Below are 26,275 nucleotides of genomic sequence, written 5' to 3'. Positions count from 1 at the left end.
GGGCCTATCATCCGCGAAATAGCGGTTCGACTCCAGTGTTTAAAACCCGAACGGGCGCGAAAAAGCCGATTCGGGGGCCCTAGCTCGGCTTATCCGAGGTTTTCGACCAACAGTGCATCGACCCGCTGGAAGCCACGCGGGAGTTTATTCCCTCGACGGCCGCGTTCCCCTTTGTAATGTTCGAGGTCATCGGCCTTCAGAGATAGCGTACGCTTACCTGCCTGCAACACAAGGGTGGCGCCATCGGCAATGACCGCAAGGTCGGTGACGTATTCTTCGCGACTGGCGACCCGATCCCCAGGAATACCGATGATCTTGTTGCCTTTGCCTTTACCCAACTGCGGCAAGTCACTGACTTTAAAGATCAAAAGCCGACCTTCGGTTGTCACCGCCGCCAGCCAGTTGTGCTCACGATCAGCCACGGGCCGGGGCGCGATGACCTTGGCGCCGTTCGGCAGGCTCAGCAAAGCCTTTCCAGCCTTGTTTTTGGCCTGCAGGTCTTCGCCCTTGACCACAAAGCCATAGCCAGCATCGGAAGCGATTACATACAACGCATCGTCCTCAGGCAACAGCACGCACTCGAAGCCTGCGCCCGGTGGTGGCGTAAGGCGCCCGGTCAGTGGCTCGCCCTGGCCGCGGGCCGATGGCAAGGTATGCGCGGCAACCGAATAGCTGCGCCCGGTGGAGTCGATGAACACGGCAAACTGATTGGAGCGTCCGGCAGCGGCGGTTTTAAAACCGTCACCGGCCTTGTAGGACAGGCCCGTAGCATCGATATCATGGCCCTTGGCGCAGCGCACCCAACCTTTTTCCGACAGCACCACCGTTACCGGCTCGGTCGGCATCAACTCGTTTTCGGACAGGGCCTTGGCTTCCGCGCGCTCGATGATAGGCGAGCGGCGGTCGTCACCGTAGGTTTCAGCGTCCTTGATCAGCTCGGAGCGCACCAGTTTGCGCAACTTGGTTTCGCTACTCAGCAGCGCGACCAACTTGGCTTGCTCCTTGGCCAGTTCATCTTGCTCATTGCGGATTTTCATCTCTTCCAGTCGGGCCAACTGGCGCAGACGGGTTTCGAGGATGTACTCGGCCTGAGTTTCGGTCAGGTCGAATCGGGCAATCAGCGCGGCCTTAGGGTGTTCCTCGGTGCGGATGATGTGGATCACTTCATCCAGGTTGAGGAAGGCAACCAGCAAACCTTCGAGCAGATGCAGGCGACGCTCGACCTTATCAAGACGGAACTGCAGGCGCCGGCGCACGGTTTGCACGCGGAACTCAAGCCATTCGACCAGCAGCGCGCGCAGGTTCTTCAACTGCGGGCGGCCATCCAGGCCAATGATATTGACGTTGACGCGGTAACTGGACTCAAGATCGGTCGTCGCGAACAGATGCTGCATCAGCTCGTCGAGGTCGATACGATTGGAGCGAGCGATGATCACGATGCGGCATGGGTTTTCGTGATCCGATTCATCGCGCAGGTCGGCCACCATCGGCAGCTTCTTGGCTTGCATCTGTGCGGCGATCTGTTCCAGCACCTTGGCCCCGGAGACCTGATGCGGCAAGGCGGTGACGACGATATCACCGTCTTCGATTCGATAAACCGCACGCATGCGTACCGAGCCACGGCCGGTCTGGTAGATTTTCAGCAGTTCGGCGCGCGGCGTGATGATTTCCGCTTCGGTCGGATAGTCAGGCCCCTGGATATGCTCACACAGCTGTTCAACGGTAGCCTTGGGCTCATCCAGCAAGCGCACACAGGCGCTGGCGACTTCGCGCAGATTGTGTGGAGGCACATCGGTCGCCATACCGACGGCGATACCCGTGGTGCCGTTGAGCAGGATGTTCGGCAAGCGTGCCGGCAGCACCGACGGCTCATCCAGCGTACCGTCAAAGTTCGGCACCCAGTCGGCCGTACCTTGGCCAAGTTCACTGAGCAGCACTTCGGAATAGCGCGACAACCGCGCCTCGGTATAACGCATGGCGGCGAACGACTTCGGATCGTCTGGCGCACCCCAGTTACCCTGACCATCGACCAGGGTATAGCGGTAGCTGAAGGGCTGCGCCATCAGCACCATGGCCTCGTAACACGCCGAGTCACCATGGGGGTGGAACTTACCGAGCACGTCACCCACGGTACGGGCCGATTTTTTGTGCTTGGAGTCTGCATCCAGGCCCAATTCACTCATGGCGTAGACAATACGACGCTGCACCGGCTTCAGGCCGTCGCCGATATGCGGCAAGGCACGATCCATGATGACGTACATGGAATAGTTGAGGTAGGCCTGTTCGGTGAAGTCAGCCAGTGACCGGCGCTCTACGCCATCTAGGCTGAGATCAAGGGAGTCGCTCATGCGGGCCTCATCATTTCAGGTTCTGGCGCAGCAGCAAGGTGCCACTACGCTGGGTAAATTCGAGTTGTTTCAGGGCACTCATGCCCAGTAAAACCTGGTCGCCATCCAATCCTGGAACCACCAGGGCGCGCACATCGCGCAACAAAATGTCGCCCAGTTGCAGTGTCTCAAGGCGCGTGCGATAGCCTTGGGTACGGCCATTGGCGGTACTCAGCATCACCGGGGCGCCGCGTTGCAGAGCAAGCTTGGCAGCCAAGCGCTCGGGAATGGCCACATCGGTTGCACCGGTATCGAGCAGAAAATGTACCGCTTGACCATTGATCTGGCCATCGGCGACAAAATGCCCCTGGCCATTGCCTGCCAGTTGCACTTCGATATAGCCCTCGCCATGTTCGGAGCGGACTTGCGCATTGGGATTGGCCTGACGCTGCTCCCAATCCCCAAAAAAGCGCGTAGCCAGGAACAATCCGGCTGCCCAGGCCAGGACCAGCAGTACTCTGCCAGCACGTTTGCCTGGTGGTTGGCTCACGACTTGGCACTCCAGCCGCCCGCAGGTGCGGCGAAGCGCCAAATGATCGGCCTCGACTCACCATCATTGCGGGTCGCACCGTTGTTGTCCAAACCGATCCAGGCACCTTTGGCATCGATCACCAGCGCTTCGGCCAAACCAAATGGCTGTGCATACTGACGCGGTTCGGCCAGAGCGCCTTCGGCATAGGACCAGCAACGCTCGACCTTGGCTGTCGCTGCATCGCGACGGCAGATACGGTGAGCGTTACGCTCCAAGGTGAACAGCTTGTCGTTGAACAGCGCAAGATCGGCAAAGTCGCGCGGCAATGCTCGTGGCTCAGGCATCTGCGGCGGCTGCATCTCGACACCGGCCTCGCTGAGCAACACACAACCATTACCGCAATTCCATACCGTCTGTTGACGATTGATCAGCAACAGACCGCGGCGTTCTCGCTCGGCCGCCAGCCAGATGCGGTCGCCGGCCGGGCTTACCGCAATGCCTTCGAACAACGCATTGAAATGCAGAAGCATGCCGCTGGCCCGTGCCTGACGCACCATGCTCGGGTCGATTTTCAACCAGTTGGGCTCACCCTCGACCGGCACCTGCAGCACGGCAGCATGAGCCTCGCTGACAACGTAACGATTACCTGCCGCGTCACAGCTAATGCCCTCGAAATCCAGGTCGCCACCACGGACTTGACCGGCCACCCAGGTACGTGAACGAATCCCCCAGGGCAAGCCACTTTCCGGGACCGCTGGGGCTACCAGAGGCACCGCCTCGGCCTGCCAGACCTGCGCCTTGGTATCGAGGCGGTACAAAAGGTCATCATCACGGTCCGACACCGTCCACAGTTCACCCTTGCACAGGGCCAACCCAGACAGATTGCCACCACGCATGCCCTCGACCGGATGCTCGGCCAACAGCTTGAGCTCCGGCCAGGACGCCGCCTGCGATGAAAGAGCAAAAACGCCGAGCACTATCGCCAGCAGGTAACGAATCAAGCCAGTACCTCAGCCAGGTTACCCTTGGACTCCAGCCAGCTCTTGCGGTCTCCGGCACGCTTCTTGGCCAGGAGCATGTCCATGATTTCCCGGGTTCCCTCCAGATCCTCGAGAGTCAGTTGGACCAGGCGGCGAGTGTTCGGGTCCATGGTGGTTTCACGCAGCTGGGGCGGGTTCATTTCACCCAGGCCTTTGAATCGCGTGACCTGTGGTTTGCCGCGCTTCTTCTCGGCAACCAGGCGATCAAGAATGCCATCACGTTCAGCCTCGTCCAGGGCGTAGTAGATTTCCTTGCCCAGGTCGATGCGGTACAGCGGCGGCATGGCCACGTAGACATGACCGGCCTCGACCAGCGGGCGGAAATGCTGGACGAACAATGCGCAGAGCAAGGTCGCAATGTGCAAACCGTCGGAGTCGGCGTCGGCGAGGATGCAGATTTTGCCGTAGCGCAGCTGACTCATGTCGGCAGCACCTGGGTCTACGCCGATGGCCACGGCAATGTTATGCACTTCCTGGCTGGCCAGAACTTCACCACCATCGACTTCCCAGGTGTTGAGGATCTTGCCGCGCAAAGGCAGGATTGCCTGGAATTCCTTGTCGCGCGCCTGCTTGGCCGATCCACCCGCGGAGTCACCCTCGACCAGGAACAGCTCGGCACGCATCGGGTCTTGCCCAGCGCAGTCAGCCAGCTTGCCCGGCAGTGCCGGCCCCTGGGTAACGCGTTTGCGCTCGACCTTTTTACTGGCCTTGAGGCGACGACCTGCGTTGCTGATAGCCAGCTCGGCCAATTGCATACCCAGCTCTGGGTGGGCATTGAGCCAGAGACTGAAGGCATCCTTGACCACGCCGGAAACGAATGCTGCTGCCTCTCGGGACGACAAGCGTTCCTTGGTCTGCCCGGAGAACTGCGGCTCCTGCATTTTCATCGAGAGCACGAAGGTGATGCGCTCCCAGACGTCTTCAGGCGCCAGTTTCACACCGCGCGGCAGTAGATTGCGGAATTCGCAAAACTCGCGCATGGCGTCAAGCAGGCCTTGGCGCAAGCCGTTGACGTGCGTACCGCCCTGGGCGGTAGGAATCAGGTTGACGTAGCTTTCCTGGACACTGTCACCGCCTTCTGGCAGCCACAACAAGGCCCAGTCGACAGCTTCCTTGTTTCCGGCCAGGCTGCCGCAGAAGGGTTCGTCCGGCAGGCGCTGGAACTCGCTGACCGAGTCGACCAGGTAGGAGCGCAGCCCGTCTTCGTAATGCCACTCGACTTTCTCGCCGCTGGCCTTGTCCTCGAACGTGACCAACAGGCCCGGGCATAGAACGGCTTTGGCCTTGAGCACATGCTTGAGGCGGCTGATGGAGAACTTCGGCGAATCGAAATACTTCGGGTCCGGCGCGAAGTACACGCTGGTTCCGGTATTGCGCTTGCCAACGGTACCGACCACCTCCAGCTCGCTGGACTTGTAGCCGTCGGCGAAGGTCATCTGGTACTCGTTGCCATCACGCTTGACCTTGACCCGCACCTGGCTGGACAAGGCGTTGACTACAGAAATACCAACACCGTGCAGACCACCGGAGAACTGGTAGTTCTTGTTGGAAAACTTGCCGCCGGCGTGCAGCTTGGTAAGGATCAGTTCAACCCCGGACACACCCTCTTCAGGATGGATGTCCACCGGCATGCCGCGACCGTCATCGGAGACTTCCAGCGAGTGGTCGGCGTGCAGAATCACCTGTACCGACTTGGCGTGCCCTGCCAGGGCTTCGTCGACGCTGTTGTCGATGACTTCCTGGGCCAGGTGGTTCGGTCGGCTGGTGTCGGTGTACATGCCCGGGCGCTTGCGCACCGGGTCAAGGCCCGAGAGGACTTCGATGGCGTCTGCGTTATAGGCGCTAGCGCTGGGAATGGCCATGGGTTCTCGTCGTCAGTCGTGGGTGAAAATAAGTCATCAAAATACAGAAAAATCGAGCGATTGATACTGCTGCGGGGCAATACCCGCGAAGCTCAATAAAGCGGGCAAACGCTCAGCGAAGCCCTGGAAGCTGTGATCGCCGCCGGCCTGGATGCGCAATGCACAGGCCCGGTAGAACTGCTCGGCCCGCCGATAATCAAGGGTCTCATCGGCGGTTTGCAGCCAGACCTGATAGCGCCCGGCATCTGCAGGCGGCGCCACTTCAAGCTCGGCCAGGGCCTGCACGTGGTCCTCGGTCAACTCCCAGGTTTCCCCGGTGTAATGGTTTTGCTGGGTTCCCAGGTAACCATCGAACATCTGGTGCGGATTTACCGCAGGGTTGACCAGCAGCGCCTTGAGCCCGTAGCGCTCTGCCAAGTGGGTGGCATAGTAGCCGCCGAGCGAGCTGCCGACCAGTAATGGCGATTCGAGCTCGGCCAGTGCGGCTTCCAGCTGGGCCATGGCCTGGCGGGGGTGATGATGCAGTGCGGGCACGCGCAGCTGTTCAGCAAGACCGATCTGCTCCATCACCGCGACCAATTGGCAGGCTTTCTTCGACGACGGCGCGCTGTTGAACCCGTGAATATAGAGAATCGAACCTGCCATGCCGCCCCCGATACGCTTGATTTGCCTGGCAGCGCCAGGCGCGAAAGCGCGCATTTTAGCCTGTTCGACGGCAGATGGAGCGTTTTCACCCATTCAGCAACACTTAATAGCCATCGGCGTGATCGATAGTGAATGCGAAGTCGGTGACGCGCGATACCCCAGTCTCGATCTGGCCGTCGGCATGCAGACGTAGCCAGCGATAACCCGGCGCCTGTTCACCGACTTTGAAGTCTTCACTGTCCGGCTCGAACTGGATGCAGGTAGAGGGCGAGGCCAGCAAGCGCACGCCATCACGCACCTGGTCCCACTCCTGGTGAATATGCCCCCAGAGCAGCCCCCGCGCCTGTGGATAACGCTTGAGCAAGGCAAACAAGGCATCGGCATTGCGCAAACCAATCGACGCCATCCAGGCGCAGCCGATCGCCACGGGCTGATGATGGAAGCAGATAAGGTGATGCCGCTGCGGCGCGGCCTGCAATGATTGCTCGAGCAATTGCAGCTGGCTGGCATCGAGCATCCCCGGCACCGCGCCTGATATCGCTGAATTGAGCATCAAAATGCGCCAATTGCCGATATCCATGATCGGCTCGAGCACATCGGTACCTTGCGCAGCCTGCTCCATGGGCATGGGTTCGTCGTGGTTGCCAGCCAGCCATCGGCTTGGCGCCTTGAGGCTTGCAGTCAATTCACGAAAGTAAGCGTAAGACGCTTCAGACCCATCTTGGGACAAGTCGCCAGTGGCCAGCACCGCATCGATTCGCGGCTGTTCTTCACGCACTTTGTCGATCACCCGCTGCAGGCTCTCGCGGGTGTTCATACCCAGCAGCGTTGCTTGCGCATCGGCAAACAGGTGGCTGTCAGTCAGTTGCACCAGGTGCACGGGCGCATCAACAGGCGCAATAGATTGGTGCGGCAAGGGCCGACTCCTCGAACGGATTCAGCGCGATTATGGCGGCTAGCTGCGCTTGCGCAAATACTTGAAAACGACCGCCATCACATTTCAGCGAACAACTGCCAACTCATGACCGCAGGCCAGGCAATGACTGAGCCATTCGCCGAGGAACAGGTTGAGCTGAGCTTTCTCGTCCGGCTGGTGCATCGCAGCATTTGGATACGGGTAGACACTGCGAAAGCGCCGGGCATGCTCGGCGCTGACCACTTCGGCCATGCGGGCATCGTGATACACCTGAACTTCCAGCTGCGGCACCGGCAGCCACGGCAGACTGTGTTCCTGGCGCACGCGCAGGGTGGTGGTGTATGGACAGGCAAGCACCACATCGAGCACTAGCACGCCAAGCATCTGGTCACCCTGGGTCATGCCGATCCGACGCGAACTCATGGTGCAGCGCATGTCCGGCAACAGGCGCATCAAACGCGCATAGTTGGCCTCGCAGGCAGCCTGCAACCCGACCAGATCGACCCGGTAGCGTTCGCGCAACAGATTCACGACCATAGCCCCCTGACTTCATCCCGGTTCAAGGCCAGCCATTGCAAGGCAATAATGCTCGCTGCGTTGGCAATCAGCCCATCGCGCACGGCCTGCATGGCGTCTTCGAACGCCCAGACCTTGACGCGAATATCTTCACCTTCTTCCTCCAGCCCGTGCAGGCCGCCGGCCCCAAGACTACTGCACTGACCGAGATACAAATGTACCAACTCATCGCTACCGCCAGGTGACGGGAAATACCGCGTCATCGGCCACAGCGCCTTGAACACAAGACCAGCTTCCTCCTGCGCTTCGCGGTGTGCAACTTCTTCCGGCTGTTCATCTTTGTCGATCAGACCGGCGACCAGTTCGATCAACCAGGGGTTGGCGATCTTGCCCATGGCGCCGACACGAAACTGCTCGATCAGCACCACCTCATCACGTTGGGCGTCGTAGGGCAGCACACACACTGCGTCGTGGCGCACGAACAGTTCGCGACTGATCTCGCGCCCCATGCCACCGGCAAACAGCTCATGGCGCAGGCTTACCCGGTCGAGCTGGTAGAAGCCCTTGAAACAGTTGACCCGCTCGACGATTTCGACGTCGCTGGGCACAGTGTTCGATGTGTCTGACATAGGAATCCTTTAATACTTCGTGTACCGCTTCGCGCCATCCTAACCTGCGCACCGCCGCGTTTCACCCCTTTCAAGTTGCCGCCCGGACTGCGAGGATAGGCAGTCTGCTGATATTCAGCTTAGTGGCGAACTGAAGGCCCTGCCGACGGTCCAAGCCCGATCACCTTTGCCTTACAAGGATCATCATGACGCTTGTGAAACTGACTACCGTGGCCGTGCTGGCCTTGGCCCTGGGCGCTTGTCAAAGCCTGTTCCAGCCGAACATGCGCACGCCACTGGAGGTCAAGCGCGACCGTTGGGAGCACATCAAGCCCGGTTGCAACACTGCTGACTGTCCGCTGGTCAATATCGACACCATTCACTTCCCGGCCAATCCGAAACTGGATGCAATTGTCGAGAAGCGCCTGCTACAGATGACCCAGGATAATGACAACAGTGCCCTGCCCGCTTCGCTCAAGGCCTATGAAGATCAGTTCATGGCCACTGCCGACACACGCAACAGCAGCTACCTGCAAGCCAAGGTACGCGAGCAGCATGACGGCCTGGTGATCATCGAGCTGTCCAGCTATCTGGACACCGGCGGCGCACACGGCATGCCTGGCCGCGGCTTTATCAACTATTCACGCCAGCAGGACAAAGTGCTGACGCTGCAGGACATGCTGGTACCGGGCCAGGAAGAAACATTCTGGAAAACCGCCCAGGAAGCTCACAAAGCCTGGCTAATCAGCACCGGCATGGACAAGGACGCCGAGTTCGTCAAAACCTGGCCATTCCAGCAGACGCCACACATCGCCCTTACCTATGGCGCGGTAGTGCTCAAGTACGAAGTGTATGCCATTGCCCCGTACTCCATGGGCCACATCGAACTTAAAATCCCCTACCCGCGCCTGAACGGTGTGATCAAGCCGGAGTTGTTTCCCGGTCGCGGCTGACGGACGGCGCTGCCGCCCAGTAGACGAACCCTGCCAGCAGCAACGCAGGCAGGGTTGAGCCCACATCGGCCGCATAGTGGGCCAGTGCGTGATACGTCGCTACGCCGCACGCCCAGGCCACCAGCGCACGCCAATGCAGGCTGTGGATCGGAGCATTGTCGCTCCGCCGGCGGCGCACCACAAAGTGATCAACCAGCACCACGCCGAACAGCGGGGCGAACACCGAACCGATCAGCAGCAGGAAGTTCTGGTACTGGGCCAACGGTGCAAAACAGGCGATCAAGGTACACAGCACACCAATGACCAATGCCAGGTGCTCGACTTTCAAGCGTACCAGCAAGCCAGTGGAGACTGCCGCCGAGTGAATATCGGCAAAGGCTTTTTCCGACTCATCGAGCAGAATCAGCAGCAACGGAATACCAATGCCTGCGCCCGCCAGTGCCAACAGCAAGGTGTTGACCTCACCGGCAGGCGCGAACGCCAAGGTATACGCCACACCCAGGCTCATCATCCAGACGTTGCCCAGCAGGTAACCCAGCGCAGTACCGAGGAAAACCCGGCTGCCTTGACGGGCGAAGCGTGAGTAGTCGGCAATCAATGGCAACCACGACAACGGCATCGCGATCGCGATGTCGATACCCACTGCCAGCGACATCGAACCGTCGCCAGCACGCGCCCACAGGGCAGCGAGATCGGCCTTGGCAAATAGATTCCAGGTCAGCCACAGGCAAGCACCCAGCAACAGCCAGATGCCCCACTTGCGCAGAATTTTGCGCACGAAGGTCAAAGGCCCGCTGACGGCCAACGCGGTGGCCAAGGCGCCAAAGCACAAGGTCCATAGCATTGGGTTGGTCAGGGCGCTGCCCTCGCCGAAGGCGCGAGCGCCCAACAGGCTGGCGGCATCGCGCATGACGATAATTTCGAATGAACCCCAACCAATCAGTTGCATCAGGTTCAGCAATGCGGGCAGCCGTGCACCGTCGCGGCCAAGGCTGCGGCGCAGGGCAGCCATGGAGGAAAGCCCGGTATCACTGCCGATGACGGCAACCGCCGCCAGCAGCAGAACACCTACGCACGTGCCAAGGATGATCGCCAGCACGGCGTTGGCCAAACCCAGGCCAGGGCCGAGCAAGGCGCCGGTTTGCAAGACCATCAGGCCTATACCCAGGGAGAACCATAGGGAACAGAGGTCACGACCGCTCAAAACGCGCTGCTGGTCGGTAACCGGATAATCGGGAGAAAACTGACTCGGTGTGCTCACAAGGGAATCTCGACAGGGAGGTTTATTGTTCTTAGGGCCCTATCGCGGGGCAAGCCAGATCGACTTGCCCCGCGATGCGGTTAGACCTTTTTGTACAGCTGGCTGCCTTCCTGGCGGAATCGCTCGGCCTGCTCGCGCATGCCGTCCTCGACCGCGACATCTACCGCATCAATGCGTTGGTTGGCCGCGTACTCACGTACTTCCTGAGTGATTTTCATCGAGCAGAACTTCGGTCCGCACATGGAGCAGAAGTGCGCGACCTTAGCCGAGTCCTTGGGCAGGGTCTCGTCATGGAAAGAACGGGCAGTGTCCGGGTCCAGGCCGAGGTTGAACTGGTCTTCCCAGCGGAACTCGAAGCGCGCCTTGGACAAGGCATTGTCACGGATCTGCGCGCCTGGGTGCCCCTTGGCAAGGTCAGCGGCGTGGGCGGCGATCTTGTAGGTGATGATCCCGGTCTTGACGTCATCCTTGTTCGGCAGGCCCAGGTGTTCCTTTGGCGTCACGTAGCAGAGCATGGCGCACCCGAACCAACCAATCATCGCCGCGCCGATACCGGAGGTGATGTGGTCGTAACCCGGGGCGATGTCGGTGGTCAGCGGGCCGAGGGTGTAGAACGGTGCTTCGTCGCAGCATTCGAGCTGCTTGTCCATGTTCTCCTTGATCAACTGCATGGGGACATGCCCCGGGCCTTCGATCATGCACTGCACATCATGCTTCCAAGCAATCTTGGTCAACTCGCCAAGTGTCTCCAGCTCGCCGAACTGCGCCTCGTCGTTGGCATCGGCAATCGAACCCGGACGCAGGCCATCACCCAGCGAGAAGCTGACGTCGTAGGCCTTCATGATTTCGCAGATTTCGTCGAAATGGGTATAGAGGAAGTTCTCCTGGTGATGCGCCAGGCACCACTTGGCCATGATCGAGCCGCCACGACTGACGATGCCGGTTACGCGTTTGGCGGTCAGCGGCACATAGCGCAGCAGCACACCGGCGTGAATGGTGAAGTAGTCGACGCCCTGCTCGGCCTGCTCGATCAAGGTATCGCGGAACAATTCCCAGGTCAGGTCTTCGGCCACGCCATTGACCTTCTCCAGCGCTTGGTAGATCGGCACGGTACCGATTGGCACAGGCGAGTTGCGGATGATCCATTCGCGCGTTTCATGAATGTGCTTGCCGGTGGACAAGTCCATGACCGTGTCCGAGCCCCAGCGAATACCCCAGGTCAACTTGGCCACTTCTTCTTCGATGGAAGAACCCAGGGCGCTGTTGCCGATGTTGCCGTTGATCTTCACCAGGAAGTTGCGGCCGATGATCATCGGTTCCAGCTCAACGTGGTTGATGTTGGCCGGAATGATCGCGCGGCCACGCGCGATCTCTTCACGGACAAATTCGGCGGTGATTTCCTTGGGGATACTGGCACCGAAGCTATGGCCTGGGTGCTGCTGCTCGAGCAGGCCGGCAGCGCGAGCTTCCTGCAGCTTCATGTTCTCGCGGATGGCGACGTATTCCATCTCGGCGGTAATGATGCCCTGGCGGGCATAGTGCATCTGGCTGACGTTGGCGCCGGCCTTGGCCCGACGCGGATTGCGTACATGGGCAAAGCGCAGCTTGGTCAGCTCGGCATCGGCCAGGCGCTGCTGGCCAAAGTTGGATGACAGCCCTTCCAGGCGCTCAGTGTCACCACGGGCGTCGATCCAGGCCGAACGCACGTCGCCCAGGCCTTTGCGCACATCGATAATGACATTGGGGTCGGTGTAGGGACCGGAAGTGTCGTAGACCAGCACCGGAGCGTTGGCTTCACCGCCGAAGTCAGTTGGCGTGTCGTCCAGGCTGATTTCACGCATAGGCACCTGGATGTCTGGGCGTGAGCCTTCGACATAGATTTTGCGCGAACGGGTGAATGGCTGTACGGACTGCTGATCGACCTGGGCCGATTCACTCAGATTGATAATGTTTTTTTCTTGTTTGCTCATCACAGGCTCTCCAGACAGCTTCCTAGCGGTGGAATGTCGGGAGAAGAACCTGAAAAAGCACGGACGCACCTTGGACCGGTGCTGTGCCATGTACGGAGATGTCTGCAGCTACTTACTCGGCTGGCTCGACATTCCCGGACCTGACACAAGAGACTCGCCGGGAAAGCGAGAAATCTTGTTCCCTACGCAGGCGCTAACCTGATCAGGTTCAACGGGATCCGGATTATCCGATCTCAGCCTCAACGCAAGGCACCCCGACAAGAACGGCCCCAGTCTAGTCTGCTCTTGCCTGCAAAGCCAACTGTACAAGCGCACTGACGATAAATGGCGCAATTGGCGGATTGTTGCAAAGTGCCTGCGCATCTACACTCACCGGTTCAGAAACACTCAATTGTTCAAGGATCGCCCTATGCTGCGCAAACTTTCACTGGCCCTTGCCGTGTCTTGTGCTACCAACGGAATGGCCTGGGCAGCAGACCCGCCCCTGTCAGCGAAAACCGATCTGGTCAGCGTCTACCAGGAAGCTGTGGATAACAACGCCGATCTGGCTGCGGCCCGCGCCAACTATGGTGCGCAAAAGGAAGTGGTACCTCAGGCCCGGGCCGGCCTGCTGCCAAACCTTTCGGCCGGTGCCGAAATGTTGAACACCCGCACCAAGATCGATGATCCGTCGATTACCTCGAGTCGCAGTGGCAACTCCTGGTCCGCGACCCTGGCCCAGCCGATTTTCCGCGCCGATCGCTGGTTCCAGTTGCAAGCTGCAGAAGCGATCAATGAGCAATCAGCGCTGGAGCTTTCAGCCACTGAACAGAACCTGATCCTGCAAACTGCCGATAATTATTTCTCGGTCCTGCGTGCCCAGGACAACCTGGCGTCGACCAAGGCTGAAGAAGCTGCCTTCAAACGCCAGCTGGACCAGTCCAACGAGCGCTTCGATGTGGGCCTCTCGGACAAGACCGACGTGCTTCAGTCCCAGGCCAGCTATGACACCGCCCGCGCCAACCGGATCGTGGCACAGCGCCAGGTTGACGATGCGTTTGAGGCGTTGATTACCCTGACCAATCGCGACTATACCTCTATTCAAGGCATCCGCCACACGCTGCCAGTACAGGTCCCGGTGCCAAATGACGCCAAGGCTTGGGTCGAGACTGCCGGCAAACAGAACCTCAACCTGTTGGCGAACAACTACGCCGTCAGCGCCGCCGAAGAAACCCTGCGCCAGCGCAAGGCCGGCCACGCGCCAACCGTCGATGCCGTTGCCCAGTACCAGAAAGGTGACAACGACAACCTAGGTTTCACCAACCCGAACCTTACCGGGCAGAATTACCGGGGTGATGTGGAGCAGACCACTATCGGCCTGCAGTTGAATATCCCGATCTACAGCGGCGGCCTGACCAGCTCGCAAGTGCGCGAGGCCTATCAGCGCCTGAACCAGAGCGAGCAACAGCGTGAAAGCCTGCGTCGCCAGGTGGTGGAGAACACCCGCAACCTGCACCGCGCAGTGAACACCGACGTCGAGCAGGTACAGGCGCGCAAGCAATCGATTATCTCCAACCAGAGCGCCCTGGAAGCGACCGAGATCGGTTATCAGGTCGGTACGCGCAACATCGTCGATGTGCTCGATGCCCAGCGCCAGCTGTACACCTCGGTGCGCGACTACAACAACACCCGCTACGATTACATCCTCGACAATCTGCGCCTCAAGCAGGCTGCCGGAACCTTGAGCCCACAAGACCTGACGGATCTGAGCCGCTACCTGAAACCGGACTACAACCCGGACAAGGACTTCCTGCCACCAGACCTGGCTGCTGCTGCACAGGCCAACTTCAACGCCCGGCCTTGAACAAGCATCGCAGGGCAAGCCCGCTCCCACAGGCGCCAACCGCCGTGGGAGCGGACCTGCCCCGCGACGGCGTCAGAGCAATCGTCCCAACCCCTCGAGCAATCGCTGCAAGGCCCCCTGATTGGCCTTCATCACCGCCCGCCCCGCTTCACCCATGCGCCGCGCATCCTGCGGTAACTCAATAAGACGTCGAATCGCAGCCGCCAGGCCCTGGGCGTCGTCCACTTCCTGCAGCGCCCCAGCGTCACGCAGCATGGTTGCAATCTCGAGAAAGTTGAACAGGTGCGGGCCACTGGTCACCGGCAACGACAGCGCCGCGGGTTCCAACAGGTTGTGTCCACCGTTTGGCACCAGGCTGCCACCGACAAACGCGATGTCCGCCAAGGCATAAAGAAACAGCAACTCGCCCATGGTGTCACCGAGCATCACAGCCGTATCGACACCCACCGGGTCGCCACTTGAGCGTCGAATCGTCGGAAACTGCGCAGCACACAACTCGAAGACACTGTTGAAGCGTTCAGGATGCCGCGGCACGAGAATCAACAAAGCATCGGCGTGATGCTCGAGCAACTGGCGATGGGCAGCCAGAATCACCTCATCTTCGCCCTCATGGGTACTGGCAGCGATCCACAGCGGACGTTGAGTCGCCTGCCATTGCTCGCGCAGCAACCTGGCACGCGGCAGCAATTGCTCGTCGATCCTCAGGTCAAACTTGATCGAGCCGGTCACCTGAACAGATACAGGCCTGGCCCCCAACTGGCGAAAGCGCTGCGCTTCGGTTTCGGTCTGCACCGCAATCAGACTCATCTCGGCCAGCATCGGCCGGGTCAGCTTGGCAAAACGGGCATAACCTCGCGCCGAGCGCTCAGACAACCGCGCATTGGCCAGCGCCACCGGAATAGCACGCTTGGCACACTGGTGAATATGGTTGGGCCAGAGCTCGGTTTCCATGATCACCGCAAGCTTGGGCTGGACATGATCGAGAAAACGCCCCGCCGCCCAGGGCAGGTCATAGGGCAAGTAGCAATGCTGGATGCGTGGCTCATTGGCGAACATCGCCTGGACCCGCTCCGAACCTGTCGGAGTCATGCAGGTGATGGTAATCGGCAGCTGTGGATAAGCCTGCAACAGCGCGCGAATCATCGGCGCCGCAGCGATGCTCTCGCCCACTGACACCGCATGCACCCAAATGCCGCCTTTGCGCATGGCCGGCAGGTTGATGGCGAAGCGTTCGCCAATACGCTTGGCGTAGGCCGGCGCTTTACGCGAACGCAGGTACAGGCGCAGCGCAACCAGCGGCAGGCCCAGGTGAAACAGCAGGGTATAAAGTGTTCTATTCATGGCGCCGAAGTGTACTAGCCAATGGCTCGTAAGTGCACGGCGAAGCGTTCAGCCAACCACTGCGCCGCAGGGCCCAAGGGCTCATCGCGACGCCAGACCAACTCCACCACCAGCGCAGGCGGTGTCCATTCGCAGGACAACTCCACCATTTGCGCGTGATAGGTCGGATACTGCACTACGTGCCGAGGCAGCCAGGCCCAACCCAAGCCACGCATCAGCAGTTCGGCCATGGCGTAAAAACTGTCGGCGCGCCAGATCTGCGGACTGATCGGTTCACCGCCCGGATAACCACTTTCCTGTGGGGCGATCAGCAATTGTCGATGCCGCGCCAATTGCTGCCGATTGATCCTGCCCAACTGTGCCAGCGGATGATTGACCGCGCAGACCGTCACCATTTCCACCCGCCCCAAGGCTCGACGCTCCAGTGCCTGCGGCATGCGTTCGTGATGAAAGAGCAGGCCCAGATCGGCACGACGCTCGACCAACTTGCGCGCCACATCCCCTTGCGCACCGCTGGCCAACTGCACTTCCAGCATGGGGAACTGCTGGGCCAACTCGTCGAGACTATCGATCACCGGCTGATAGGGCATGGCTTCGTCCTGGGCCACGCGCAACTGCGCTTCCTGGCCGCGCAGCAACGCCAATGCACGGCCGTCCAGGCGCTCACACTGGCGCAATAACTCGCGAGCATCCTCCACCAAGGCGGCTCCGGCTTCGGTCAACCGAGGCTGACGACCGCTGCTACGTTCAAACAGGGTCACACCCAAGTCTGCCTCGAGCAGGGCGATGGCATTGCTGACTGCCGACTGTGCCTTGCGCTGCACGCGCGCTACCGCTGAAAACGATCGTTGCTCGGCCACCGCGACAAACAATCGAAGCTGCTCCAGATTCCACTGCTGCGCCATGCAACCTATCTCCAATAAAGATAGGTAATGACTTTACCCCATTCAGGCTTGCTCTAGAATGCTCAGCCAGATCAGAGGAACATCACATGAATGCCTACACCTACCTGGCTATCGCCATCTGCGCCGAAGTCATCGCCACCGCCTCGATGAAGGCCGTAAAAGGGCTGAGCACTCCCCTGCCCTTGTTGCTGATGGTGTGTGGCTATGCCGTGGCGTTCTGGATGTTGACCCTGGTGGTACGCAGCATTCCGGTGGGCATCGCCTATGCCATCTGGTCGGGACTGGGCATTGTGTTGATCAGCATCGCCGCGCTGGTGATCTATGGTCAGAAACTCGACATCCCAGCGATGCTCGGCATGGCCATGATCGTGGGCGGCGTGGTGGTGATCCAGGTGTTCTCGAAAACCGCCGGGCATTGATTCTCCTCACAGGCTGTATACTGGGCTTCTGTCCAAGCTTGTGAGGTGCATGCATGCCATCCGTTATTTCCACCGACGTCTTGATCGTCGGCGCAGGGGTCGCAGGCCTCTGGCTCAATGCTCGCCTGCGTCGCCTGGGCTATTCGACGGTTGTGGTGGAACGTGCCAGCCTCGGTGGCGAGCAGACCCTCAAATCCCAAGGGATCATTCATGGCGGCGCCAAGTATGCCCTGCATGGTGCGTTGACGGGCGCCTCCGAAGCCATTGCCGACATGCCGCGACGCTGGAGCGAAGCCCTGGCAGGCAACGGTGAACTGGACCTCAGCGGCGTGCGCCTGCTGTCCGACGCCCATTACCTATGGTCACCCGGCACCCTTGCCGGCAACCTGACCAGCTTCTTCGCCAGCAAGGCAGTGCGTGGACGGGTCGACCAGGTCAAGGGCGAGCAATTGCCAGCGGCCCTGCAGGACCGCGCATTCAAGGGCAAGGTCTATCGCCTGGCAGAACTCGTGGTTGATGTGCCGAGCCTGCTCAGCCGACTCGCCGAGCTTGCCGGAGACAGCCTGCTTGCCGGGCAGCAGATCGAGCCGCTGCAGGAAAATGGTGTTCTGCTTGGCTTGCGTGTCGATGGCCGCGAGATCCGCGCCCAGCGCATCGTGCTCAGCGCTGGCGCCGGCAATGCCGGTCTGCTCGAAAGCATCGGCCTGACCCAACCCGCCATGCAACGCCGCCCACTGCACATGGTCATGGCCAAGGGTGCCAGCCTCAAGCCCTTGTATGCCCATTGCCTGGGCGGTGGCCCCAAGCCACGCATCACGGTTACCAGCCATCCCGCAGCCGATGGTCAGTGGGTCTGGTACCTGGGTGGCGACCTGGCCGAAGCAGATGGCGTGGCCCGCGAGCCAGAGGCGCAGATTGCGGCCGCAAAAAAAGAAGTCGCCAGCCTCCTGCCCTGGGTCGACTTGAGCCAGGTGCGCTGGGCTACCGTGCGCATCGACCGCGCCGAGCCTGCCCAATCTGGTCTGGTACGCCCGGACAACGCCTTCCTCGCCGAGCAGGACCGCCTGCTGGTTGGTTGGCCGACCAAACTGGCACTGGCACCGGATTTCGCCGACCGAGTGCTGACCAGCCTCGAGCGCGACGGCATCAAGCCGTGCGCTCAGCCCGCTGCGCTGGACCTACCTAAACCACCGCTGGCGGTGCCAATCTGGGAGCAACTGCTGCCATGAGCCTGCCGACTCTTCACGATCTGCACCGCCCCTTGGGCAGTACCGGCTTGCGCGTATCACCGCTGGGCCTGGGTACGGTCAAGCTGGGGCGCGATCAAGGCGTCAAGTACCCTAACGGCTTTACCATTCCGGACGACGACCAAGCGCGCCTGCTGTTGGCCCAGGCCCGCGAGTTGGGCATCAACCTGATCGACACGGCCCCTGCCTATGGCCGCAGCGAAGAGCGTCTTGGCCCGCTGTTGCGCGGCCAGCGCGAACAGTGGGTAATCGTCAGCAAGGTCGGTGAAGAATTCGACGAGGGTCAGTCACGTTTCGACTTCAGCGCCAGCCACACACGCTTCTCCATTGAACGCAGCCTCCAGCGCCTGGAAACCGACCACATCGACCTGGTGCTGGTCCACTCCGATGGCAATGACCTGCATATCCTTGAGCACGAAGAGGTGTACCAGACCCTCGAAGCGCTGAAGCAGGAAGGCAAGATTGGCGGCTATGGTCTTTCCGGCAAGACGGTGGAGGGCGGCCTGAAGGCACTTGAACGCGGCGACTGCGCCATGGTCACCTACAATCTGAACGAACAGGCAGAACGCCCGGTGCTCGACTATGCCGCTGCGCATGGCAAAGCCATCCTGGTAAAAAAAGCCCTCGCCAGTGGCCATGTATGCCTGAGCCCCGGGGTGGACCCGGTGCGCGCCAGCTTCGAACTGCTATTTGGCCACCCTGGTGTCAGCAGTGCTATCGTCGGCACTATCAACCCTGTGCACCTGGCCCATAACGTAGCGACTGTTGCTGCTGTATTGAATCGCTGACGCCAACGCCGCCGTCGCGGCCGACCCCAACGCAAGAAGGAGCCGACATGCCGCGAACGTTGATCCGCAAGAATCCGAGCAACTTCAAAACCCTGCCGCTGCACGTCGAGGCCAGTCCAGAGGGGCTGAGCTACCAAAGCATCGGCATGCCGCTGAACTTCGCCCAGACCCAGCAACGGCGCAAACAGATCCACCTGGCCGACAACCAGCGTTTTGCTGTCGAGTTAGCCAACCTGGGGGTTTCCGTGCGCCTGACCCTGCACTGGCAGAACCGCGATTACTGGGTACTGGTACGCCAGCGCCGCCAGGATCGGGGTGATGTCGTTCTCAAGCTGATTTCTGGCTATGTGCCGGCCCAGGAGTTGAACCTGCCGCTGCACACCGCCATCCAGGAGGTTGCTGAAGAATGCTTGCTGGAAACCCCGGAAGGCTGGCTGGGTGGCCGTTTCAACGAGACCTGGCTGCCAGCGCCCTATGCTGACGCCCTGCATTATCGCGAGGCGCTGCCGTTCATCCTGACGCCGCACTCCGGCGCGGCAAGGCCTGTGCATTGCGCCAACCTGCAACTGCTGGAGCGGCCGCGCGCATACGTGCACTTGCCCACCGCGTCGTTACAGTTGATCTATGACTTGCGCTTGCAGGTGCCGCGCGAAGCCAAATCCTTGAGCCTGTTTCATGTCGATGAACGCCTTGAGGGCGATCAGCTAGTCGCCCGTCTCAACCGTTCACGTCCAGACTTGTACCTGATGCCACTGGAGGACGGACGCCCACGCGCTGAACTGTACACCTTGAAAAAAGACCGCTTGCTGCCCGCCAGCACGCGCGGCATGTACCTCGCCGAGAGTTTTGCCCGGCAGGAAGGTTGGCTGGTCAGGGATGAGCGAATTCGCTGGAAGGATTGGGTCAGCCAGCAAGGCCTGACGGTGCCAAAGCCCGACAGCGGATTGCAACGGCTGACGGGCAAGGCGAGGGAATTGTTGCAACTGGCGCGCGGGGGGCTTGGCAAGTAACGGTTCTGGTCAGAATCCGTTACTTTTTTGTGAGAGAAGCGCTGCGGCCTAGTTCTTACGAATTTTCTCGACGATGGCCGTGGTCGAACTGTTCTCAACCAAGCCCAGCACCTTCACGGTACCGCCATAGGCATTGACGATATCGGCACCCACCACCTGGTCGATCCCGTAGTCGCCACCCTTGACCAGCACATCTGGCTTGACCTGGCTGAGCAGGTTTTCCGGGGTACCTTCAGGGAAGCTGATGACCCAGTCCACAGCACCCAGGCCAGCCAGTACGGCCATGCGCCGATCAACACTGTTGATTGGACGCCCAGGGCCCTTCAGACGGCTTACCGAAGCATCGTCGTTGACCGCAACGATCAGTCGATCACCCTGGGCCCGCGCCTGCTCCAGGTAAGTCACATGACCGGCGTGAAGGATATCGAAGCAACCATTGGTGAAGACGATCTTCTCTTTGTGCGCGCGGGCATCGTCTATGGCCAACAGAAGCTGGTCGAGACTCAACACACCACGCTCGGAACCTTCTTCACGCTGAATGGCGCGACGCAGCTCAGGTGCACTGATTGCAGCCGTACCGAGTTTGCCAACCACGATACCGGCGGCCAGGTTGGCCAAACCCACGGCATGGGGCAGTTCTTCACCGGCAGCAATAGCAGCAGCCAGGGTCGAGATCACGGTATCCCCGGCACCGGTGACGTCGAAGACTTCACGGGCACGGGCTGGCAGGTGCAAGGCTGGATGCTCGGGACGCAACAGCGTCATGCCGTGCTCGCCACGGGTCACCAACAGGGCACCCAGGTCGAGCTCGCGCATTAGTTGGCCACCCTTGGCCACCAGTTCCGCTTCATCGGCGCAACGACCGACGATGGTTTCGAATTCGCTGAGGTTCGGGGTGATCAGGCTCGCACCGCGATAGATCGAGAAATCCTTGCCCTTGGGATCGGCCAACACCGGAATCCCTCGGGCCCGGGCTGCCTCGATCAAGCTTTGATGGTTTTTCAGCGCGCCTTTACCGTAGTCCGACAGCACCAACACCTTCACGCCATCGAGCAGGCTATCGACTTCGGCGCCCAGCGACAGCGGGTCGGTGGCGAAAGGCTCTTCGAAATCGATGCGCAGCAGTTGCTGATGCCGGCTCATGACCCGCAGTTTGACGATGGTCGGCTGGTGCGCGATGCGCTGGAAAATCGAGCGTACACCTGCAGCTTGCAGGCTATTGGCGAGGCTGTCGGCAGCCTCGTCCTGACCGGTAACCCCGACCAGTGCTGCTGGAGCACCCAGGGCGGCGATGTTCAACGCAACGTTGGCCGCACCACCAGGACGGTCCTCGATCTGTTCGACCTTGACCACCGGTACCGGCGCTTCAGGCGAAATCCTAGAGGTACCGCCATGCCAGTAGCGGTCGAGCATAACATCGCCCACTACCAGTACCGGGGCTTGATCGAAACGCGGCATGGACAACTTCATGGGCAACCCATATATACAAAATTAACAGGGGCAGGATATTAGCACAGGCAAGGCAAAGGCTTGATTACCGCCTTTCTGACAAGCTATTGCAGGAAGTCTGCCGGAACCCGGGGCGGGTTCCGGCAACAGGCTCAGGTAATATCAGCCTTGACCGGCTCGTCCAGCCCCATGGCATGCAGCCGGGCATAGTAGCCATTGGCGGCCAGCAGCTCGGAATGAGTCCCACGCTCGACCAGCTTGCCCTGGTCCATGACCAGAATCATGTCGGCCTTTTCAATGGTCGATAAGCGGTGTGCGATGACCAGTGTAGTCCGGCCTTTCATTACATGATCGAGCGCAGCCTGAATATGCCGCTCCGACTCTGTATCGAGCGCTGAGGTGGCCTCGTCGAGAATCAGCAGCGGCGCATTCTTGAGCAAGGCACGGGCAATCGCCAGGCGCTGGCGCTGGCCACCGGAAAGCAGTACACCGTTCTCACCGACCTGGGTATCGAAGCCCTGCGGCAACTGGTCGACGAATTCCTTGGCATAGGCATCAGCGGCGGCAGCCTCGATATCGGCACGCGGCGCACCGGCCAGGTCGCCATAAGCAATGTTATTGGCCACGGTGTCGTTGAACAGGGTCACATGCTGGGTCACCTGCGAAACATGGCGACGCAGGTTACGCAGGCGGTAATCCTCGATTTCAACGCCATCCAGAAGGATCTGCCCCTGGTCATGGTGGTAGAAGCGTGGAATCAACCCTGCCAGAGTGGACTTGCCACTCCCCGAACGGCCGACCAGTGCAATCATCTGCCCCGGTTCTGCAGTAAAGGAAATGTCGGTCAGTACCTGACGTTCCGTACCTGGATAAGTGAAGCTCAAGTTACGCACTTCAAGGCGCCCCTCTACGCGCTCCAGCTCTACCGTTCCGTTATCGATTTCCGGGCTTTCGTCCAACTGTTCGAAGATACTTTCGGCGCCGGCCAGACCCTTCTGGATAGTCGAGCTGACTTCCGACAGCTGTCGAATCGGCTTGGGCAACAGACCCGCGGCAGTAATGTACGCAACCAGATCACCCGCCGTGGCATCGCCACGCAGGAACAGCACCAGGAACATCAGTGCCGCCATCGCGGTATAAATCACCAACTGCAGCATCGGGGTATAAACCGCCCCGGTCTTGGTCATGCGCAATTGTTTGTCGGTATTGCTCTGACTGGCGTTGGCAAACCGCTGCTGCTCGTAGTTTTCACCACCGAAACTGCGTACCACACGATAACCCTGGATGGTTTCGGACGCGACATGCGTCACGTCACCCATCGCCACCTGGATCTTCTTGCTCTGCTTGCGGAATTTCTTGCTCGCACTGCCGACCATCACGGCAATGATTGGCAGGATTGCCAACATCACCAGGGTAAGCTTCCAGTTCATCCACAGCAGGTAAATGAACAGGAAGACCACGGTCAGGCCTTCGCGAATCACGACCTTGATAGCGTCAGTGGCAGCACCCGTGACCATGGTCACGTTGAAGGTGATGCGCGAGATCAGGTGGCCAGAGTTATGGTTGTCGAAGTAACGGTTGGGCAGCACCAGCAACTTGTTGAACAACTCGACCCGCAGGTCATGCACCAGCCCCAACGAGACCTTGGCCAGAAAGTAGTTACCCAGGAACGAACCCAGCCCCTGCCAGGCCGCGATCAATACGATCAGCAGCGGCACCGCCTGCAGTAACTGCAGGTCGCGTAGGTAAGGAACATTGGGAAACAATACCGCCTGAGGATTGCTCAGGCCGTCGACGAAGTACTTGAGAATCCCAGCCAGCATGGGCTGGGTCGAGGCAAAGATGACGAAACCGAGGATACTCAGCGCAAAAATGCCGATGTACGGTTTCACATAGCTCAGAAGCCGGAAGTAGATTTTCAGGCTGGAGCTGCTCTGCTGCTCCGCGTTTAGCGGTGTTTCGGCCATCATCGAGCTCGCTGTTCAGATTGAACCGGAAATTTTATCACAGCCCGGTCAACGGGCATGCATCCTGGCCATATCAGAGGGAAACAGGCGACAACCAAGGCCTGAGCCTTGCTTGCATCACCCGCATCCTCGTCGTTTCCATAACACCGGCATGGTACATCCGGAAAAATTTCGGCATTATTGCCGGTCCTTTTGCTAGCCCGTTGGCAAGGCCATTCTCCATGCAATGTTCCCGTCTACACCAGGTCGACCTCGACAAACTCATCCTTGGCGCCCAGGTGCTCGAGGCTGATAGCTACGGCGCCAAAGTGTACCTGCTTAACGACGGCAACATTCTTAAGCTTTTCAGGCGCAAGCGCTTGATTTCATCTGCCTTGCTGCGGCCCTACTCCCAACGCTTCATCGACAACGCAGTGCAGTTGGAGAAAAAGGGTATCCCTACGCTGAAGGTTTTGAAGTATTACAAACTGGACGCACCCGGAATGACGGCAGTGCTGTACCACCCGCTGCCTGGTGAAACCCTTAGCCAGTTGTCTCGCAAAGCCGGATTCAGTTGGCAGGAGCGCCTTCCGGAGCTGGTCGGCCTGGTGCGTAAACTGCACCAGTCGGGGATCTACTTCCGCTCGTTGCACCTGGGCAATATTGTCGTGACGCCAGAGCAGGAGCTGGGCCTGATCGATGTCGCCGACATGCGCTTCATGCGAGCGCCGCTTTCCAGCCGCATGGTCAGGCGCAACGTACAACACTTCGCCCGCTACATTGCCCGCGAACGCCTTGAAGATCAGTTCCCACTGGCAGAACTGGAACGCGCCTTACTGGGCTGAGACCCAGGGGTCAATGTGCGAAAAAGCCGACGCCCACGCCCAGAATCACCCCGACTACCAAGGTCAGGAAAAGCTTGATCCGATCACGTTTGCGGCGCTGTTTTTTACGCCGACGCTCCTCGGGCAAACCGATATGCGCGCCAAATCCAGTGTGCAGCACCGCATCGGCCTCCAGGCTGACCGCAGTGAGATTCAGCTCCGCGTAGCGTTTCGATATTGCCTTCTCGCCAGAGTAGGCAGTAAACGGGGCGCAACGCTGATAATCGCTCAACCGGCGCAAACCTGGGTTCAACGAGAAGCTTTGCCACTCCGGCTTATCCGACAACATGGGATAACAGGCAACACCGGCAATGAACTGACGCTCCCCCAGATGCAGATAAGGGCTGTGTATTTTCAAGTCGTGCGCATAGCTGCGCAGCCAGACCTGCAGCAAGTGCGGGCTGACTTCGAGAATGTTGCGAGAATCCTCGACAAATCCTGGGCGATAAAACTCCCAATCATCTTCACAGTGGAAGATGTAGTGGGTTTTCACCTGTTCATAAGCAAGGTCGATCGACGCCAATTGCCCCAACTTGGGACGATTGACGAACACTTTGCAGTGCGGTTTCCAGTGCTCGGGAATAGCCTGATGGACCGCGTCATCTCCCGAGTCTTCGGTGATGAACACTTCGCGGATCGGTGCAGTATTGAAGCGATCGAAACTCTCAAGCGTAAGCTTGAGCAGATCGAAGCGCCCGCAACTGGTAACCACCAGGGTTACATCACTGTTGTCACTGAATCGCACCGGATTGTCTCCATCTTCTGTATTCGATTGCTCAAGACCACATCCCGCGTACGGGACAGACGGCTTAGATGCCCAGTCTCAAACGCAAGCGCTGCCAACCGGTCAAGGCTGGACGGGAACGCAGAGGTGGCTGCATTTTTTCAACGATACTACGGCCCACTTGGGCGAAACTGAACTGCGAAACGGCAAGATCACGACCGTTTATGCCAATACGTTCAACCAGCGCGGGGTCAGCGCGCAATACTTTCAGCTTTTCCTGCAATGTTGCAATGCTGTCATACAGCACAACGTTGTGCATATCTTGCAGACCCAAGGCGCGATTCTCTGCTTCACCTTGGTCAAACGCCAGCAAAACACAACCACAGGCCATTGCCTCGAAGTTCTTGATCATGTACTCGCCCATGCCGACATCGGCACTGACGAAGAAGCGAATACGGTTCAGCGTGTCGCAGTACTCTTCACCGGACTTGGTCCGGGTAACCAACAGGTTCTCGACCTGGGCAAGCTCGTCGAGCAATGCTTTGCGCCCACTGTAGGCAACGCTATTGGTGCTGCCGACAAATGCCAGTTCGATGTCGCGTTCGCGGCCCTGATCGGCGAGCAGTTGCTGATCGTAGCCTTTGGGGACGAACTCGGCGTCGAAGCCTTCCTGGCGAAGGCGTTCACTGACCATGTAACCAGAGCTGATCACTCGCACCCACGGCATCTGGCGATAATGCGCACTGAACTTGCCGGTGTACTTGCACGGGATATAGTTCTGGTAGGCGTCGTGCTCGAGGATGACCAGATTCGGCACCGTTTGAATGAAGCCGACCTGACGGATCTCTTGCTTGAAGCGCAAGAAGAACACGATCCGATCATACTTTTCGACGTCGACTTCGCGACGGAAATAGCTGCGCAGGTTGCGCTGATCGGCACTGCTCAACCAGCGCAGATCACATTCGCAATGGGCTGCAACACCGTCATACAGACGGTCCAGAATTGCCCGTTGTTCTTTCTGCACCAGAAATAGAACTTTCATTGTTTTCCTTGCGGTCTTTGCTCGACCGCTAACAGTCATGCGCCGGT

Annotated in this window: 23 protein-coding genes and 1 riboswitch; of the genes, 7 read left to right on the top strand and 16 right to left on the bottom strand. The window is 59.6% G+C overall.

What is annotated here, in order from left to right; genetic code table 11:
- Window positions 1-89 precede the first annotated feature (89 nt).
- The 8 genes from parC to V0R60_RS15595 form a co-directional block, all read right to left on the bottom strand.
- Window positions 90-2,348 carry a DNA topoisomerase IV subunit A gene (parC, locus tag V0R60_RS15630; protein WP_330080377.1) on the bottom strand — a complete coding sequence of 753 codons (2,259 nt, stop codon included), beginning with the start codon at window positions 2,346-2,348 and terminating at the stop codon, window positions 90-92.
- Between the two features lie 10 nt (window positions 2,349-2,358).
- Window positions 2,359-2,877 (bottom strand): retropepsin-like aspartic protease family protein, encoded by a 519-nt coding sequence (locus V0R60_RS15625; protein WP_136478429.1) that lies wholly within the window; start codon window positions 2,875-2,877, stop codon window positions 2,359-2,361.
- Complete coding sequence (locus V0R60_RS15620; RefSeq protein ID WP_330080378.1) at window positions 2,874-3,860, bottom strand: esterase-like activity of phytase family protein; 987 nt, start codon at window positions 3,858-3,860, stop codon at window positions 2,874-2,876. Before V0R60_RS15620 ends, V0R60_RS15625 begins: the two co-directional genes overlap by 4 nt.
- Window positions 3,857-5,761 carry a DNA topoisomerase IV subunit B gene (parE, locus tag V0R60_RS15615; RefSeq protein WP_136478431.1) on the bottom strand — a complete coding sequence of 635 codons (1,905 nt, stop codon included), beginning with the start codon at window positions 5,759-5,761 and terminating at the stop codon, window positions 3,857-3,859. The genes V0R60_RS15620 and parE overlap by 4 nt, the downstream gene beginning before the upstream one ends.
- Window positions 5,762-5,797: 36 nt before the next feature.
- Window positions 5,798-6,406, bottom strand: a complete 609-nt coding sequence (locus V0R60_RS15610; protein ID WP_136479040.1) for a YqiA/YcfP family alpha/beta fold hydrolase — start codon at window positions 6,404-6,406, stop codon at window positions 5,798-5,800.
- Between the two features lie 103 nt (window positions 6,407-6,509).
- On the bottom strand, window positions 6,510-7,322 hold the full coding sequence (cpdA, locus tag V0R60_RS15605) for a 3',5'-cyclic-AMP phosphodiesterase (RefSeq protein ID WP_256658284.1): 813 nt from the start codon (window positions 7,320-7,322) through the stop codon (window positions 6,510-6,512).
- Window positions 7,323-7,406: 84 nt separating this feature from the next.
- Window positions 7,407-7,859 (bottom strand): DUF1249 domain-containing protein, encoded by a 453-nt coding sequence (locus tag V0R60_RS15600; RefSeq protein WP_136478432.1) that lies wholly within the window; start codon window positions 7,857-7,859, stop codon window positions 7,407-7,409.
- Window positions 7,850-8,467, bottom strand: coding sequence for an NUDIX domain-containing protein (locus V0R60_RS15595; protein ID WP_330080379.1), 618 nt, complete (start codon window positions 8,465-8,467; stop codon window positions 7,850-7,852). Before V0R60_RS15595 ends, V0R60_RS15600 begins: the two co-directional genes overlap by 10 nt.
- A gap of 185 nt (window positions 8,468-8,652) precedes the next feature.
- Between V0R60_RS15595 and V0R60_RS15590 the strand changes: the two genes are divergently transcribed.
- The gene (locus V0R60_RS15590) at window positions 8,653-9,399 is read left to right on the top strand and encodes an RsiV family protein (RefSeq protein WP_136478434.1); all 747 of its coding nucleotides are present in this window, start codon (window positions 8,653-8,655) and stop codon (window positions 9,397-9,399) included.
- Here the strand turns inward: V0R60_RS15590 and cytX are convergent.
- Window positions 9,368-10,660 carry a putative hydroxymethylpyrimidine transporter CytX gene (gene cytX / locus V0R60_RS15585; protein WP_330080380.1) on the bottom strand — a complete coding sequence of 431 codons (1,293 nt, stop codon included), beginning with the start codon at window positions 10,658-10,660 and terminating at the stop codon, window positions 9,368-9,370. The two genes, V0R60_RS15590 and cytX, sit on opposite strands and share 32 nt — an antisense overlap.
- A gap of 80 nt (window positions 10,661-10,740) precedes the next feature.
- On the bottom strand, window positions 10,741-12,630 hold the full coding sequence (gene thiC, locus V0R60_RS15580; RefSeq protein ID WP_330080381.1) for a phosphomethylpyrimidine synthase ThiC: 1,890 nt from the start codon (window positions 12,628-12,630) through the stop codon (window positions 10,741-10,743).
- A gap of 162 nt (window positions 12,631-12,792) precedes the next feature.
- Window positions 12,793-12,897: riboswitch (TPP riboswitch) on the bottom strand.
- 142 nt (window positions 12,898-13,039) lie between these two features.
- Here thiC and V0R60_RS15575 point away from each other — a divergent pair.
- Window positions 13,040-14,473 (top strand): TolC family outer membrane protein, encoded by a 1,434-nt coding sequence (locus V0R60_RS15575; protein WP_203478720.1) that lies wholly within the window; start codon window positions 13,040-13,042, stop codon window positions 14,471-14,473.
- A 72-nt stretch (window positions 14,474-14,545) separates the two neighbouring features.
- Here the strand turns inward: V0R60_RS15575 and waaA are convergent, their stop codons facing one another.
- Together waaA and V0R60_RS15565 are read right to left on the bottom strand one after the other, a co-directional pair.
- Window positions 14,546-15,814: a lipid IV(A) 3-deoxy-D-manno-octulosonic acid transferase gene (gene waaA, locus V0R60_RS15570; protein WP_330080382.1), complete on the bottom strand. Its 1,269-nt coding sequence runs from the start codon at window positions 15,812-15,814 to the stop codon at window positions 14,546-14,548.
- Between the two features lie 14 nt (window positions 15,815-15,828).
- Window positions 15,829-16,719: a LysR family transcriptional regulator gene (locus V0R60_RS15565; protein WP_330080383.1), complete on the bottom strand. Its 891-nt coding sequence runs from the start codon at window positions 16,717-16,719 to the stop codon at window positions 15,829-15,831.
- An 86-nt stretch (window positions 16,720-16,805) separates the two neighbouring features.
- Here V0R60_RS15565 and V0R60_RS15560 point away from each other — a divergent pair, with 86 nt between their 5' ends.
- From V0R60_RS15560 to V0R60_RS15545, 4 genes are read left to right on the top strand one after another with little or no spacing between them, the layout of a single operon-like run.
- Complete coding sequence (locus V0R60_RS15560) at window positions 16,806-17,138, top strand: DMT family transporter (RefSeq protein WP_136478440.1); 333 nt, start codon at window positions 16,806-16,808, stop codon at window positions 17,136-17,138.
- Window positions 17,139-17,191: 53 nt separating this feature from the next.
- Window positions 17,192-18,367: an NAD(P)/FAD-dependent oxidoreductase gene (locus V0R60_RS15555; protein WP_136478441.1), complete on the top strand. Its 1,176-nt coding sequence runs from the start codon at window positions 17,192-17,194 to the stop codon at window positions 18,365-18,367.
- Complete coding sequence (locus tag V0R60_RS15550; protein WP_136478442.1) at window positions 18,364-19,173, top strand: aldo/keto reductase; 810 nt, start codon at window positions 18,364-18,366, stop codon at window positions 19,171-19,173. Before V0R60_RS15555 ends, V0R60_RS15550 begins: the two co-directional genes overlap by 4 nt.
- A gap of 47 nt (window positions 19,174-19,220) precedes the next feature.
- A complete protein-coding gene (locus tag V0R60_RS15545; RefSeq protein ID WP_136478443.1) occupies window positions 19,221-20,183 on the top strand; it encodes a metal ABC transporter ATPase in 963 nt (320 codons plus the stop codon).
- 48 nt (window positions 20,184-20,231) lie between these two features.
- Here V0R60_RS15545 and hldE read toward each other — a convergent pair whose 3' ends face one another.
- Entirely contained in the window at window positions 20,232-21,653 is a 1,422-nt protein-coding gene (gene hldE, locus V0R60_RS15540) for a bifunctional D-glycero-beta-D-manno-heptose-7-phosphate kinase/D-glycero-beta-D-manno-heptose 1-phosphate adenylyltransferase HldE (RefSeq protein WP_136478444.1), read from the bottom strand.
- A gap of 131 nt (window positions 21,654-21,784) precedes the next feature.
- A complete protein-coding gene (gene msbA, locus V0R60_RS15535) occupies window positions 21,785-23,599 on the bottom strand; it encodes a lipid A export permease/ATP-binding protein MsbA (protein ID WP_330080384.1) in 1,815 nt (604 codons plus the stop codon).
- Window positions 23,600-23,820: 221 nt separating this feature from the next.
- Between msbA and V0R60_RS15530 the strand changes: the two genes are divergently transcribed.
- Entirely contained in the window at window positions 23,821-24,423 is a 603-nt protein-coding gene (locus V0R60_RS15530; protein WP_330080385.1) for a BUD32 family EKC/KEOPS complex subunit, read from the top strand.
- A gap of 10 nt (window positions 24,424-24,433) precedes the next feature.
- On the opposite strand, the gene V0R60_RS15525 is transcribed toward V0R60_RS15530, so the two are convergent.
- Together V0R60_RS15525 and V0R60_RS15520 are read right to left on the bottom strand one after the other, a co-directional pair.
- The gene (locus tag V0R60_RS15525; RefSeq protein ID WP_136478447.1) at window positions 24,434-25,207 is read right to left on the bottom strand and encodes a glycosyltransferase family 2 protein; all 774 of its coding nucleotides are present in this window, start codon (window positions 25,205-25,207) and stop codon (window positions 24,434-24,436) included.
- Window positions 25,208-25,271: 64 nt separating this feature from the next.
- Window positions 25,272-26,228 (bottom strand): glycosyltransferase family protein, encoded by a 957-nt coding sequence (locus V0R60_RS15520; RefSeq protein WP_330080386.1) that lies wholly within the window; start codon window positions 26,226-26,228, stop codon window positions 25,272-25,274.
- Window positions 26,229-26,275: the final 47 nt, after the last annotated feature.

This window comes from Pseudomonas auratipiscis (genome assembly GCF_036324085.1).
Classification (GTDB): domain Bacteria; phylum Pseudomonadota; class Gammaproteobacteria; order Pseudomonadales; family Pseudomonadaceae; genus Aquipseudomonas; species Aquipseudomonas auratipiscis.
Note: the sequence above shows the minus strand (reverse complement) of the source record. Positions and strands in the feature narration are given on the sequence as shown.

What these genes read in the sequence shown, in the direction of transcription:
- V0R60_RS15610 (WP_136479040.1), bottom strand. Translation starts at nt 6,406, where the DNA reads ATGGCAGGTTCGATTCTCTATATTCACGGGTTCAACAGCGCGCCGTCG.
- V0R60_RS15550 (WP_136478442.1), top strand. Translation starts at nt 18,364, where the DNA reads ATGAGCCTGCCGACTCTTCACGATCTGCACCGCCCCTTGGGCAGTACC.
- V0R60_RS15545 (WP_136478443.1), top strand. Translation starts at nt 19,221, where the DNA reads ATGCCGCGAACGTTGATCCGCAAGAATCCGAGCAACTTCAAAACCCTG.
- V0R60_RS15530 (WP_330080385.1), top strand. Translation starts at nt 23,821, where the DNA reads ATGCAATGTTCCCGTCTACACCAGGTCGACCTCGACAAACTCATCCTT.
- V0R60_RS15590 (WP_136478434.1), top strand. Translation starts at nt 8,653, where the DNA reads ATGACGCTTGTGAAACTGACTACCGTGGCCGTGCTGGCCTTGGCCCTG.
- thiC (WP_330080381.1), bottom strand. Translation starts at nt 12,630, where the DNA reads ATGAGCAAACAAGAAAAAAACATTATCAATCTGAGTGAATCGGCCCAG.
- V0R60_RS15600 (WP_136478432.1), bottom strand. Translation starts at nt 7,859, where the DNA reads ATGGTCGTGAATCTGTTGCGCGAACGCTACCGGGTCGATCTGGTCGGG.
- V0R60_RS15595 (WP_330080379.1), bottom strand. Translation starts at nt 8,467, where the DNA reads ATGTCAGACACATCGAACACTGTGCCCAGCGACGTCGAAATCGTCGAG.
- waaA (WP_330080382.1), bottom strand. Translation starts at nt 15,814, where the DNA reads ATGAATAGAACACTTTATACCCTGCTGTTTCACCTGGGCCTGCCGCTG.
- V0R60_RS15520 (WP_330080386.1), bottom strand. Translation starts at nt 26,228, where the DNA reads ATGAAAGTTCTATTTCTGGTGCAGAAAGAACAACGGGCAATTCTGGAC.
- V0R60_RS15575 (WP_203478720.1), top strand. Translation starts at nt 13,040, where the DNA reads ATGCTGCGCAAACTTTCACTGGCCCTTGCCGTGTCTTGTGCTACCAAC.
- parC (WP_330080377.1), bottom strand. Translation starts at nt 2,348, where the DNA reads ATGAGCGACTCCCTTGATCTCAGCCTAGATGGCGTAGAGCGCCGGTCA.
- V0R60_RS15555 (WP_136478441.1), top strand. Translation starts at nt 17,192, where the DNA reads ATGCCATCCGTTATTTCCACCGACGTCTTGATCGTCGGCGCAGGGGTC.
- parE (WP_136478431.1), bottom strand. Translation starts at nt 5,761, where the DNA reads ATGGCCATTCCCAGCGCTAGCGCCTATAACGCAGACGCCATCGAAGTC.
- msbA (WP_330080384.1), bottom strand. Translation starts at nt 23,599, where the DNA reads ATGGCCGAAACACCGCTAAACGCGGAGCAGCAGAGCAGCTCCAGCCTG.
- hldE (WP_136478444.1), bottom strand. Translation starts at nt 21,653, where the DNA reads ATGAAGTTGTCCATGCCGCGTTTCGATCAAGCCCCGGTACTGGTAGTG.
- V0R60_RS15565 (WP_330080383.1), bottom strand. Translation starts at nt 16,719, where the DNA reads ATGGCGCAGCAGTGGAATCTGGAGCAGCTTCGATTGTTTGTCGCGGTG.
- V0R60_RS15560 (WP_136478440.1), top strand. Translation starts at nt 16,806, where the DNA reads ATGAATGCCTACACCTACCTGGCTATCGCCATCTGCGCCGAAGTCATC.